General features: G+C 62.1%; 11 protein-coding genes. 4 read left to right on the forward strand and 7 right to left on the reverse strand.

Annotation, left to right across the window (positions count from 1 at the left end; translation table 11 throughout):
- Positions 1 to 149: 149 nt before the first annotated feature.
- Positions 150 to 1061, reverse strand: coding sequence for a LysR family transcriptional regulator (locus tag ACODSZ_RS22755; RefSeq protein WP_008330739.1), 912 nt, complete (start codon positions 1059 to 1061; stop codon positions 150 to 152).
- A gap of 161 nt (positions 1062 to 1222) precedes the next feature.
- On the opposite strand from ACODSZ_RS22755, the gene gcl reads away from it, so the two are divergent.
- The 4 genes from gcl to pyk all read left to right on the forward strand — a co-directional run bounded on the left by gcl (position 1223) and on the right by pyk (position 6262).
- Positions 1223 to 2998: a glyoxylate carboligase gene (gene gcl / locus ACODSZ_RS22760; protein ID WP_175345122.1), complete on the forward strand. Its 1776-nt coding sequence runs from the start codon at positions 1223 to 1225 to the stop codon at positions 2996 to 2998.
- Between the two features lie 17 nt (positions 2999 to 3015).
- On the forward strand, positions 3016 to 3804 hold the full coding sequence (hyi, locus tag ACODSZ_RS22765; protein ID WP_175345123.1) for a hydroxypyruvate isomerase: 789 nt from the start codon (positions 3016 to 3018) through the stop codon (positions 3802 to 3804).
- A 42-nt stretch (positions 3805 to 3846) separates the two neighbouring features.
- Positions 3847 to 4737 (forward strand): 2-hydroxy-3-oxopropionate reductase, encoded by an 891-nt coding sequence (locus ACODSZ_RS22770; RefSeq protein WP_175345124.1) that lies wholly within the window; start codon positions 3847 to 3849, stop codon positions 4735 to 4737.
- A gap of 106 nt (positions 4738 to 4843) precedes the next feature.
- Positions 4844 to 6262, forward strand: coding sequence for a pyruvate kinase (pyk, locus tag ACODSZ_RS22775; RefSeq protein ID WP_488928594.1), 1419 nt, complete (start codon positions 4844 to 4846; stop codon positions 6260 to 6262).
- Positions 6263 to 6334: 72 nt separating this feature from the next.
- On the opposite strand, the gene ACODSZ_RS22780 is transcribed toward pyk, so the two are convergent.
- The 6 genes from ACODSZ_RS22780 to ACODSZ_RS22805 form a co-directional block, all read right to left on the reverse strand.
- Entirely contained in the window at positions 6335 to 7024 is a 690-nt protein-coding gene (locus ACODSZ_RS22780; protein WP_008330730.1) for a hypothetical protein, read from the reverse strand.
- 120 nt (positions 7025 to 7144) lie between these two features.
- Entirely contained in the window at positions 7145 to 7726 is a 582-nt protein-coding gene (locus ACODSZ_RS22785) for a hypothetical protein (protein ID WP_488928595.1), read from the reverse strand.
- A 45-nt stretch (positions 7727 to 7771) separates the two neighbouring features.
- Positions 7772 to 8410 carry a hypothetical protein gene (locus ACODSZ_RS22790; RefSeq protein WP_488928596.1) on the reverse strand — a complete coding sequence of 213 codons (639 nt, stop codon included), beginning with the start codon at positions 8408 to 8410 and terminating at the stop codon, positions 7772 to 7774.
- Positions 8411 to 8451: 41 nt separating this feature from the next.
- On the reverse strand, positions 8452 to 8994 hold the full coding sequence (locus ACODSZ_RS22795; RefSeq protein WP_488928597.1) for a hypothetical protein: 543 nt from the start codon (positions 8992 to 8994) through the stop codon (positions 8452 to 8454).
- A 127-nt stretch (positions 8995 to 9121) separates the two neighbouring features.
- Complete coding sequence (locus ACODSZ_RS22800; protein ID WP_488928598.1) at positions 9122 to 10669, reverse strand: methyl-accepting chemotaxis protein; 1548 nt, start codon at positions 10667 to 10669, stop codon at positions 9122 to 9124.
- Between the two features lie 23 nt (positions 10670 to 10692).
- Complete coding sequence (locus tag ACODSZ_RS22805; RefSeq protein ID WP_488928599.1) at positions 10693 to 12069, reverse strand: 8-oxoguanine deaminase; 1377 nt, start codon at positions 12067 to 12069, stop codon at positions 10693 to 10695.
- Positions 12070 to 12353: the final 284 nt, after the last annotated feature.

The raw sequence follows: 12353 nt of genomic DNA on the forward strand, positions 1-12353 counted from the left end.
TCGCCTGCGGCTTCGCCCTTTTTTGCTCGCCTCCGGCCTCGGTCGTGCTCGCCTGCGGCTTCGCCCTTTTTTGCTCGCCTCCGGCCTCGGTCGTGCTCGCCTGTGGCATCGCCCTTTTTTCTCGCCTGCGGCTTCGTCACTGCCGTCTTTCATCGCCTCCCGTTCCAATAATCCTGCTGCCCATACACTTCCTTCAGATAATCAATGAAGAACCGCGTCTTCGCCGGTAAATGCCGCTGCTGCGGATACACCGCCATGATGTCGTAGTGCGGCAAGGCATACTCGTCGAGCACCGTCACCAACTCCCCCGAGGCCAACTGCGCCTGGATCTCCCAGGTCGAGCGCCACGCCAGCCCCAAGCCCTCGCCAGCCCAGCGATGCAGTAACTCGCCATCATTGCAATCCAGATTGCCCTGCACCTTGATGATCACCGGCTTGCCGTTTTGCTGGAAATACCAGCCGCGTTGCTGCCCACCCTGCAAGTTGAACGCCAGGCAGTTGTGCTGCGCCAGATCATCCAGTGTCCTCGGTACTCCGTAACGATGCAGATACTCCGGCGCCGCACATACCACACGCCGGTTGCTGGCCAGGCGTACCGCCACGAAGCTGGGTTCGATGGCGCCACCAATGCGGATGCCCAGGTCATAGCCCTCACGAACCAGATCCACCACGCGGTCCGTCAGGTTGAAGGAAATCTGTACCTCCGGATGCGCAGCCAGAAAGGCCGGGGCATGCGGCGCCACATGCAGGCGCCCATACGCGGCCGGCGTCGAGACCACCAGGTGGCCAGTCGCCTTGTGCCGCCCCTCGGCTATGCTCTTCTCGGCCGTGTCCATCTGCTCCAGCAACTTGCGGCAATGATCCAGAAATACGCTGCCCTGCTCGGTCAACGTCAGGTGCCGCGTCGTGCGGTGCATCAGCTTGGTGCCCAGGCGCCTCTCCAGTGCATCGATGCGGCGCCCCATCATCACCGGGGTGACCTTCTCCTCCAGTGCCGCCGCCGCCAGGCTGCCCTTGTCTACCACCAGTACGAAAGCTTCAATCTGCTTGAGTTTGTCCATCAATCCCTCCCGGTCTGAGTGTAATTCAATACTTTTTGGATGTTTCCATACTTTTGCTCAGTAATCAGTGGACTCCGATGATACTTATCATTCGAATTTGTAATGACTAGCATGGCCTCCAGCGATCACACATCCACCAACGGACATCCTGGAGAACGAGCATGGCAAAGATGAGAGCAGTCGACGCGGCAGTGCAGGTATTGGTCAGGGAAGGCTGTCTGCAAGCCTTCGGCGTGCCGGGCGCAGCGATCAATCCCTTCTACGCGGCCCTGAAGAAACACGGCGGCATCAAGCACATCCTGGCCCGTCACGTGGAGGGCGCTTCCCATATGGCCGAGGGCTATACCCGCGCCAAGGCCGGCAACATCGGGTTGTGCATCGGTACCTCCGGCCCTGCGGGGACCGACATGATCACCGGGCTCTATTCGGCCCAGGCCGATTCCATCCCCATCCTCTGCGTCACCGGCCAGGCACCGCGCGCCCGGCTCTACAAGGAAGACTTCCAGGCCGTCGACATCGAATCCATCGCCAAGCCCGTCACCAAATGGGCCGTGACCGTGCGCGAGCCAGCCCAGGTGCCACGCGTGTTCCAGCAAGCCTTCCACCTGATGCGCTCAGGCCGCCCCGGGCCAGTGTTGATCGACCTGCCCTTCGACGTGCAGATGGCCGAGATCGATTTCGATCCCGATACCTACGCGCCGCTGCCGGTCTATCGTCCGGCCGCTACCCGCGCCCAGATCGAAAAGGCGCTAGAGATGCTCAACGCCGCCCAACGCCCGCTGCTCACCATCGGCGGCGGCGTGGTCAATGCCGATGCCGCTGCACTGGCGGTGCAGTTCGCCGAACTGACCGGCGTGCCGGTCATCCCCACGCTCATGGCCTGGGGCGCGATCCCCGACGACCACCCGCAGATGGCCGGCATGGTCGGTCTGCAGACCAGCCATCGCTACGGCAATGCCACGCTGCTGGCCTCGGACTTCGTGCTGGGCATCGGCAACCGCTGGGCCAATCGCCATACCGGCTCCATCGATGTCTTTACCAAGGGCCGCACCTTCGTCCACGTGGATATCGAACCGACCCAGATCGGTCGCGTCTTCGGGCCGGATTACGGCATCGTCAGCGATGCCGGTGCGGCGCTGGCGCTGTTCGTGGAAGTGGCCACGCAATGGAAGGCAGAAGGGCGATTGCCCGATCGTTCGGCGTGGCTGGCCCAATGCCAGCAACGCAAGAAGAGCCTGCAACGTCGCACCCATTTCAATGACACGCCCGTCAAGCCCCAGCGCGTGTATGAAGAAATGAATCGCGCCTTCGGTCGCGATACCTGCTACGTGGCCACCATCGGTTTGTCGCAGATCGCCGCAGCGCAGTTTCTGCACGTCTATCGCGATCGCCACTGGATCAACTGCGGCCAGGCCGGGCCGCTGGGCTGGACCATTCCCGCCGCGCTGGGGGTGGTGGCGGCCGATCCGCAGAAGAAGGTGGTGGCCATTTCGGGCGACTATGACTTCCAGTTCATGATCGAGGAACTGGCCGTGGGCGCGCAGTTCAGGCTGCCGTATCTGCACGTGCTGGTCAACAATTCCTACCTCGGCCTGATCCGCCAGGCACAGCGCGGCTTCGAGATGGACTACTGCGTGCAGCTGGCCTTCGAGAACATCAATGCACCCGAGCTCAATGGCTATGGCGTGGACCACGTGGCCGTGGTCGAGGGCCTGGGCTGCAAGGCCATCCGCGTCACCGATCCCAATGCCATCCAGGATGCCTTTGCCCAGGCCCGGCGCTGGATGGCCGAGTACCGCGTACCGGTAGTGGTGGAAATCATCCTGGAACGCGTCACCAATATCGCCATGGGCACCGAGATCGATGCCATCAATGAATTCGAACCCCTGGCCGAGCACGCCGACGATGCACCCACCGCCATCAGCCTGCTGGACTAACAACAAAGGAGCCAAGCATGACCAGACTCGCCGCCAATCTCACCATGCTGTTTACCGAACAGCCTTTCCTTGACCGTTTCGCGGCGGCCTCGCAGGCCGGTTTCCGCGCGGTGGAATTCCTGTTCCCCTATGCTTTCGACCCGGAACAGATCGCCACCCAATTGCGCACGCATCGCCTGCAACTGGTGCTGCACAACCTGCCCGCCGGCAACTGGGACGCCGGTGAACGCGGCATCGCCTGCCACCCCGACCGCGTAGCCGAGTTCCGCGCCGGGGTCGATGAAGCGATCCGCTATGCCCGCGCGCTGGAGGTGTCGCAGCTCAACTGCCTGGTCGGCATCCTGCCGCCGGGCGTCTCGCGCGAAGCGGCGCGCGAGGTGCTGGTCGGTAACCTGAAATACGCCGCCGCGCGCCTGAAGGAGCAAGGCATTCGTCTGCTCATCGAGCCGATCAATCACTTCGATATTCCGGGTTTCTTCCTCAATACGACGCGCCAGGCGGTGGAACTGATCCTGGCCACCGGCTCGGACAATCTCTTCGTGCAATACGACATCTATCACATGCAGCGCATGGAGGGCGAGCTGGCCAATACGATCAAGGCCAACCTCTCCCTGATCGGTCACGTACAACTGGCCGACAACCCCGGACGCGGTGAGCCCGGCACTGGCGAGATCAATTACCGCTACCTGTTCGGCTGGCTGGAGGACATCGGCTATCGCGGCTGGATCGGCTGCGAATACAAACCGCAGGCCGGGACCATGGCAGGACTGGGCTGGATCGCGCAACACGGATTGCAGACGGCCTGAACACTTGACAGCAGGATTTCATCTTTCTTGAGGAGACACAGCATGGCAAAAGTTGGATTCATTGGCCTGGGCATCATGGGCGCGCCCATGGCAGAGAACCTGCAGAAGGGCGGTCACAAGCTCTACCTGCACGACCAGAAAAATCCCCCCGCCTCCTTGCTGGAGGGCGGTGCCACTGTCTGCACGTCAGGTGCGGAAGTGGCGCGGCGCGCCGACATCGTCATTGTCATGGTGCCGGACACCCCGCACGTAGAGGCCGTCTTGTTCGCCGAGAAGGGCGTGGCCGAGGGGCTGTCACCGGGCAAGATCGTAGTGGACATGAGTTCCATCTCGCCCATCGCCACCAAGGAGTTTGCCAAGAAGATCAATGCCCTGGGCTGCCAGTATCTGGATGCGCCGGTCTCGGGCGGCGAGGTCGGCGCAAAGGCGGCTTCGCTGACCATCATGGTCGGCGGTTCGGAATCGGCCTTCAACGACGTCAGGCCGCTGTTCGAACTGATGGGCAAGAACATCACCTTGGTCGGTGGCAATGGCGACGGGCAGACCACCAAGGTCGCCAACCAGATCATCGTCGCTCTGAACATCCAGGCCGTGGCCGAGGCTCTGCTGTTCGCCTCCAAGGCCGGGGCCGATCCGGCGCGGGTGCGGCAGGCGTTGATGGGGGGCTTTGCGTCCTCGCGGATTCTGGAGGTGCATGGCGAGCGCATGGTCAAGCGTACCTTCGCGCCGGGCTTCCGTATCGAGCTGCACCAGAAGGATCTGAACCTGGCCCTGCAAGGGGCCAAGGCGCTGGGCATCAGCTTGCCCAATACCGCGGCGGCCCAGGAACTGATGAATGCCTGCGCGGCCAATGGACTGGCGGGGATGGATCACTCGGCGCTGTGTCGGGCGGTGGAGATGCTGTCCAACCACGAAATTGCCAAGGCATCCTGACCGGACGCCATCATCCCCAAGAGGGCTTGCCATTGGCAAGCCCTCATCGCTTGCGCCATTACGCATGTCGACCACGTCATCACAACCAGCATTACGGGAGATTCCTATGCGCCGCCTGCGCCAGGCCAAAATCGTCGCCACCCTGGGTCCCTCCAGCGCCACGCCGGAGATGATCCGCGCGCTCTTCGAGGCCGGGGCCGATGTGTTCCGCTTCAATTTCAGTCACGGCAGCCACGCCGATCATCACGCGCGTTACCAGATCGTGCGCCAGGTGGAGCGCGAAGTCGGCCGCCCCATCGGCGTGCTGGCCGACCTGCAGGGGCCGAAGCTGCGCATCGGCCAGTTCGACGGGGGCAGGGCAGTGCTGCAGGCCGGTCAGATGTTCACGCTCGACCGGGATGCCTCACCAGGCGACCAGCACCGCGTCTGGCTGCCCCATCCTGAACTGTTCGAAGCCATTGAAGCGGGACAAAGCCTGCTCATCGACGACGGCAAGCTGCGCCTGCAGGTGGAAGCCAGCGATGGTGATTCCATTCGCACGCGCGTGGTCAATGGCGGCGTGGTCTCCGACCGCAAGGGCGTCAATGTGCCCGATGCGGTCTTGCCGATTCCCGCGCTGACCGCCAAGGATCACCGTGACCTGGACTTCGCGCTGGAGATGGGCGCGGACTGGATCGCATTGTCCTTCGTCCAGCGCCCCGAGGATGTGCTGGAGGCGCGTGCACTGGTGGCGGGGCGCGCGTCCATCCTCTCCAAGCTGGAGAAACCGGCCGCACTGGAGCGGCTCGACGAGATCGTGGCCGTGTCCGACGCCATCATGGTGGCCCGCGGCGATCTCGGTGTGGAGCTGCCGCCGGAGTGCGTGCCGGGCACGCAGAAGCGCATCCTGCGTGCCTGCCGCCAGCAGGGCAAGCCCATCGTGATCGCCACGCAAATGCTGGAATCGATGATTGCGGCACCGGTGCCCACGCGCGCGGAAGTGTCGGATGTGGCCAGTGCCATCTATGATGGATCGGATGCGGTGATGCTCTCGGCCGAATCGGCCCAGGGTGACTATCCGCTGCAGGCGGTGAGCATGATGGATCGGGTGATTGTGCAGGTCGAGCAGGATCCGCTGTATCGCACGCTGATGCAGGCGCAATATACGCCGCCGCAGAACAACCGGCCTGATGCGATCTGCGCGGCTCTGCGTGATGTGACGGGCATCCTTGGCGCGACGGCCACGGTGACTTACACCAGCTCCGGTCATACCAGTCTGCGCGCCGCGCGTGAGCGTCCGGCGGCACCGATCCTGAGCATCACGCCGCAACTGGCGACGGCACGTCGGCTGGCCTTGGTGTGGGGGGTACATTGCACCATCAGCGAAGCCGTGCATGACGAACGGCAGATGGTGAGTGCGGCGTGTCAGGCCGCAGTGCGGGAAGGGTTTGCGCGCACGGGCGATCAGATCGCCATCACCGCGGGCATGCCCTTCGGGCAGCCGGGCAGTACCAATCTGTTGCGGGTGGCGGAGGTGTGGGGGTAGGGCACATCATGAAAAATGCCGCTGCCCTTGCGGACGGCGGCATTCTGCAGCGGACCAGGATTGGTCAAAGACTCAGTGGTCTTCCCACCATTTCTGCGCATAGGCTCGATCAAACGGCGGTAGTGGTGCGCTGGTGACTTGCAGGTCCTTCATGGACGGGAAGTGCGTCACGAAGAGTTCCGAGTCTTCTTTCCAGCGATCGGAGAACGCTACATCAAAGCTGCCACCCGAGGCCCCGCCGAGGGACTGATCGATCAGTGGCAGCGGCGGTCCGGCTCGGAATTCGCTGCCCTGACGCTCACGCAGCAGCGCCTCGACATGGCCCAGATAATAGGCGCCTGGCACCGTCTGCTTGACGGTGGCATGGATGGGAACGAGGTATTGGACGATGAAGGGGAAGGATTTGTTCACGCAGGTCAGCCCCACCAGCTTGTATTCACCAGGCGGCAATTCCATGCGCAGGAGATAGGTATTGCCTACCTCGGGCGTGCTGTTTTCAAGGCTGCCTTCCGGATCGATCTTGAAGTTGAATCGTTCTTCCTTGCTCTGCGCATCGGGTATTTCAACATGCGCCACCAGCAGCTTGGGCTGGAATGATGGGCGGTAGACATTGCGGATCGTGGCGGTCATCAGATAGAGCACCTTGTCGTTGGCCACTGCCGCAGGCGCATCGGTGGAATAGCTCATCGGTTTGACTGTGGCGCAGCCCGTGAGTAAGAGCGTGGCGCTCAGCACACCCCATCCCAATACTTTTTTCAGCATGATTCCCCTTGATCGATTTGATTTAATGTGAACAGGCCCTGGCACGCATCTCGCAGATCGAATATGAACTGGCCCTAGAGTTCGGATGACCGGCCTGCGACGGTCACGTACGATCCTGCATCAATTCAACGCCGGCTTGAAAACTTGCGTGAGCAGTTCGTGAGTCGGCTTGGTCATCTGTTTGAAACGCGGATCCAGCAGGACCTCTCGCAGCAGTTGCTGAACGGCCGGGACAAAGTAGTCTCGGGCCATGCTGCAGGCGACAGGGGCAAAGAAGCTGCCCTCGAACTGCTGCGTCGATTTGATCGTGAAGCTTTGCCGACCAGTATTGGAAACCGTGAGTGAAAGCATCCACGTGGTGGTAGTGAAGGTGGTACTGAAGTCGATCTCTTCGAGCTTGCCGCTGATCTTGATGGGAGAGGACGGATCGTAAGCCCCGGCTTTGCGCAATTCGATGATGAAAGCGTTCTCGATATAGCCCGCGAAATGTGGCGCGACAGTGACCGGCCCCGCTGCCCGGCAGGTGATGGAGGCCAGGCCCGGCTTGCTTGCCGTAAACGGAATGACAGCCAAGGGTGTGAGCCGGGAAGTCACGATCGCTGCCGTCGTCGCTGGCGAGGGCTGGTAACCGGTGATGCGATAGGTTTCGCACCCCGACAGCGTCAAGATGGCGAGCAAGCTCAAGACCAGGTTGGACTTCACGGATTCCCCCCTTGTTTTGAAATGGGTTCTGCGCAGGCCCCGGTATCAGCGGGCACGCAGGCGTTGCAGACTGCCGTCCTTATCCATTGCCAGCAGGCACTTGATCAGCAATTGCTGGAACAGGTCTTCCTGAACGGCTCTTGCCGGTTGCAGCCGAGGGTCATCGGGCAAGCGCGATTTGGCAATCACGCTGTAGAAAGCCCCCCGCACTGCGGGCGAATGCGCACTCCTGTCGCCGACGCGGATAGCAAGAGACATCATCATCTCCTCTTTACCGGTGACATGGCCGTCCCCCCATTTTTCACCCAGACGTACTCCTTGATTGATCGCCTCGGCAATATCGGAAACGTCATTGATCGTGACCTTGACCACGCCTACCGCGTCAAGCTGACTGATGGCGATGACTCCGGTCTGCTTAAATGCCGTCTCCATGATGTTGCGCAACACCATGGGATCCGGTCCGGGCAAGGCGATCTGCATCGACAGCGCGCTGGTATCGGGCGCTTGCCCATTCATCAGCCATTGCACTTCCATCTTCAATTTCAATGGCGCTTCCCCGCGCGGCAAATCAGCGGCGCTCACGCGTGTCATTGTGCTGTCAGGATAGGCGGCGACGGGATAGGCAGTGCAGCCGCCGAGCAGGAGCGCGCACGTACCGGCGCACAACAGAACAAATGTCTTCATGATCGACGCGGTGCTGACGCGACCGGACTGTGACGGCATCTTCATTTATCAAAGAATCCCAGTTCGGCTGAACCGTTGATTTCGATCTTCTGGCCCACCAGCGTGCTGCTCGCTTCTTCCTCGATCCACACTGCGCTGTAGTTCGGTCCCAGCTTGCCACGTACGACGTAGCTCTTGCCCCGCTCCGGGGTGAAATCGATTTCGCCCTTGACCTGATAGACCGTACCGGTCATGGCCATGATGGGCATGGCATAGGCCGTCCTCGCCACGACCTGCACCTTGACCGGTGTAGCGGGGATACGGCGCTCCACCTTCTGCAGAAGCATCAGGGCGCCGCGTCCCTCGCTCGCTCTTTGGGTGGCGAAGCGGACATTGTCGACCTCGATGGCATTGATGTTGGCGGCGTAATACATGTAGGCCTTGCTCATGCTGAGCATGTCGGCCGAGTCCTTGAGGACCGCTGTCGGGCCTGCATAGTCGTCGGGCAGCAAGGGGGTGCGGGTGGCACAGGCTGCCAGCGTCAATGGGATGGCGAGTATTACGCACGCACGGGCGATGCCGGCGATGGCAATTCGAATGTTCATTGTTTCCCCTGATTAATTTTTATGGTCAGGCGCGCCGAAGTTGAGCTTGGTCGTCAGCCGCCGGAAATATTACTTTAATTGTCGCCGTATTGCACGGGCACCTGCATGCGCGGCCGGTGACCGGATCTCACGCATCCAGCCTGAATACCCCCACCGCTTCCCGCAACTGTGCGGCCTGGTCGCGCATGGCCTGGGCGGCAGCAGCAGCCTCTTCCACCAACGCCGCATTCTGCTGGGTCGCTTCATCCATGAGTGTGATGGCATGGTGGATCTCTTCGATGCCACCACTCTGCTCACGGCTGGCCGTGCTGATGTCGGTGATGATGGCATTGACCCGCTGCACACTGGCGACCACCTGCTGCATGGTGCTGCCCGCCTCTTGCACCAGCGTGGCGCCGCTGTCGATCTTGCCGACCGAGTCGTGGATCAGTGCCTTGATTTCCCTGGCAGCGGTCGCACTGCGTTGCGCCAGCGAGCGCACTTCGGAAGCCACCACCGCGAAGCCGCGCCCCTGTTCGCCCGCACGTGCTGCTTCCACGGCGGCATTCAGGGCCAGGATATTGGTCTGGAAGGCAATGCCATCAATCACGCCGATGATGTCCACGATCTGGCGCGATGAGGCATTGATGTCGGCCATCGTCCTGACTACTTGCTCTACCACGTCGCCGCCCTGTACCGCGATGCGCGCTGCGTTGCCTGCCAGCGCTGTAGCCTCGCTGGCGTTGTGGGCGTTCTGTCTGACGGTGGAGCTCAGTTCTTCCATGGCCGAGGCGGTCTCTTCGATCGAGCCCGCCTGTTGCTCGGTGCGTGCCGAGAGGTCGAGATTGCCGCTGGCGATTTCACCGGCAGCGTGGTTGATCGCTTCCGTACCATGGCGCACCCGGCCGACGATGTTGCGCAGGTTGTCGTTCATCAGTTTGAGGGCCATCATCAGTTCCCCTGTCTCATCCCGCGATCTCGCCTCCACACGCGCCGACAAGTCGCCTTGTGCCACCCGGCGCGCCACCGTGACGGCATGGACCAGCGGCCGCGCGATGCTGCGCGAGACCAGCCATGCCACTACCGCCGCCAGCAGCAGGGCGACCAGCGCCAGGGCGTTGATGATGTGGCGGGCGCTGGCGGAATCCTGCGTGGCAGTTTCACCAGCGGCATCCATCAGGCCGCCCTGGTAGTCGAACATGGCGTCGAGCGCGATGAAGTACTTGATCTGCACCGGCATGAATTGTCGGGGCAGGTACTGTGTGGCGTCTTCTACCTGTCCGGCCAGGGCCAGGGCCATGAGCTTGTCGCGCGCCGGCACGTAGGCCTGGCGCGCAGCGATGGCCGCCTCGACGTAGCGTCGGTCTTCTTCGGTACGCGCCACTTCCTTGAGTTTGTCCAGGAACGCGTTCATCTTGCGGTCCGCTGCAGTGGCGTCGACAGCCAGGGCCTTGATGCGTTCCGGATCGTCGGTCAGCAGGATGTCGCGAATGTCGAGCGCGATCTTGTTGACCTGGATCTGTACCGTGTTGGCCATGACTGTCTTGGGATAACGGTCCTTGACGATCAGACCGATGCCATCAGCCAGCCGTCCCAGTTGCAGGTTGCCCAGTACGGCAATGGCCAGCAGCAGCGCCATGACCGCGCCGAAACCCAGCGCCAGTCGCGCGCCTATTTTCATGTCCGTGATACGCATATAGTTCCGTCCCTCTGGCAATGTCAGCGCGCTGCCTGCGCCAGTTCCAGCGAAAGATGATTGTGCCGCTCCAGCACCGTCCCCAGCTCAATGGTGGTGAGCTGTCCCTCGCGCACGATCACGCGGCCGTTGATGATGCTGGTGTCCACGTTGGCGGGTGTGCAGAACACCAGCGCGGCCACCGGATCATGGAGCGCGCCGGCAAAGGCGATCTGGCGCGTGTCGAACATGACGACGTCGGCGGACATGCCGGGCTTGAGTGCACCGATGTCGTCGCGATTCAATACCTTGGCACCACCCAGGGTGGCCACTTCCAGCGCCTGGCGCGCGGTCATGGCGTCGGGGCCAAAGCCCACCCGCTGCAGCAGCATGGCCTGGCGGACTTCGCCCAGCATGTGGGCGCTGTCGTTGGAGGCGCTGCCGTCCACGCCCAGGCCGACCGGCACGCCCGCGTCCAGCATCTTGCGGATGGGGGCGATGCCGGAGGCCAGTCGCATGTTGGAACAGGGGCAGTGCGCCACGCCCGTGCCCGTGCGGGCGAACAGGTCGATGCCATGGTCGTCCAGTTGCACGCAGTGGGCGTGCCAGACGTCGTGGCCGACCCAGCCGCAGTCTTCTGCATATTCCGCGGGCGTCATGTTGAATTTCTCGCGGCTGTAGGCGATGTCGTTGACGTTTTCGGCCAGGTGCGTGTGCAGCGAGACGCCGTAATGACGCGCCAGGTCGGCGGCTTGGCGCATCAGGTCGCGCGAGACCGAAAAGGGCGAACAGGGGGCGACCACGATGCGCTGCATGGCGTGGCGCTGGCCGTCGTGGTAGGTCTCGATGAGGCGTTGCGTGTCCTTGAGGATGGACGGCTCTTCTTCGACCACACGATCCGGCGGCAAGCCGCCCTTGGACTGGCCTACGCTCATGGCCCCCCGCGCTCCGTGGAAACGCATGCCGATCTGGGCAGCCGCCTCCAGGCTGTCGTCCAGGCGGGTCTGGTTGGGGTAGATGTAGAGGTGGTCGCTGCTGGTGGTACAGCCCGAGAGGATCAGCTCGGCCATGGCGGTCAGCGTCGATACGCGGATCATCTCCGGCGTCAGGCCAGCCCAGATCGGATACAGATTGGTCAGCCAGTTGAACAATTCGCCATTCTGCGCGCTGGGGATGGCGCGGGTCAGGCTCTGGTACATGTGGTGGTGCGTGTTGATCAGGCCAGGGATGACCACGTGGTGGCTGGCATCAATGATCTCGTCGGCCTCTTGCGGAAGATCTTCGGTCTTGCCGACCTGCTCGATGACGTTGTTCCTGATGTAGAGCGCGCCATCGGCGATCTCTTCACGGCCTTCGTTCATGGTGACCAGGACGCGTGCGTTCCTGATCAACAGCGTCTTGCCTGTTGCTTGCTCTTGCATGGTTGGACTCCTTCTTGGCTTCCTTGTTGATGTGATTGAATGCGGGTCGGCGCAGGTGACAGGGGGGAGTCCCTTTCTTGCCCTATTAACGACTGCGACGGGTGGGGTTGTTGGGAGGGTTTAGGTCCGGTTAATGCTGTTTCTTGTTAGGGTTAAGAGTTGCTTAATGCTGGTGTTTTGCTGTTTTGTGTTTTGTGTTTTGTGTTTTGGGTAGTCTGCACGGGCCTCTTTCCTGCGCTCTAGCTTAATTATTTTCTCTCTCCGGGCGGAACGGAGCGCCGGGG

It is taken from the genome of Herbaspirillum sp. FG34, assembly GCF_057809315.1.

Bases quoted from the DNA above. Each gene is read 5' to 3' on its own strand.
- ACODSZ_RS22755 (WP_008330739.1), bottom strand. From the start codon at position 1,061: ATGGACAAACTCAAGCAGATTGAAGCTTTCGTACTGGTGGTAGACAAG.
- gcl (WP_175345122.1), top strand. From the start codon at position 1,223: ATGGCAAAGATGAGAGCAGTCGACGCGGCAGTGCAGGTATTGGTCAGG.
- hyi (WP_175345123.1), top strand. From the start codon at position 3,016: ATGACCAGACTCGCCGCCAATCTCACCATGCTGTTTACCGAACAGCCT.
- ACODSZ_RS22770 (WP_175345124.1), top strand. From the start codon at position 3,847: ATGGCAAAAGTTGGATTCATTGGCCTGGGCATCATGGGCGCGCCCATG.
- pyk (WP_488928594.1), top strand. From the start codon at position 4,844: ATGCGCCGCCTGCGCCAGGCCAAAATCGTCGCCACCCTGGGTCCCTCC.
- ACODSZ_RS22780 (WP_008330730.1), bottom strand. From the start codon at position 7,024: ATGCTGAAAAAAGTATTGGGATGGGGTGTGCTGAGCGCCACGCTCTTA.
- ACODSZ_RS22790 (WP_488928596.1), bottom strand. From the start codon at position 8,410: ATGAAGACATTTGTTCTGTTGTGCGCCGGTACGTGCGCGCTCCTGCTC.
- ACODSZ_RS22795 (WP_488928597.1), bottom strand. From the start codon at position 8,994: ATGAACATTCGAATTGCCATCGCCGGCATCGCCCGTGCGTGCGTAATA.
- ACODSZ_RS22800 (WP_488928598.1), bottom strand. From the start codon at position 10,669: ATGCGTATCACGGACATGAAAATAGGCGCGCGACTGGCGCTGGGTTTC.
- ACODSZ_RS22805 (WP_488928599.1), bottom strand. From the start codon at position 12,069: ATGCAAGAGCAAGCAACAGGCAAGACGCTGTTGATCAGGAACGCACGC.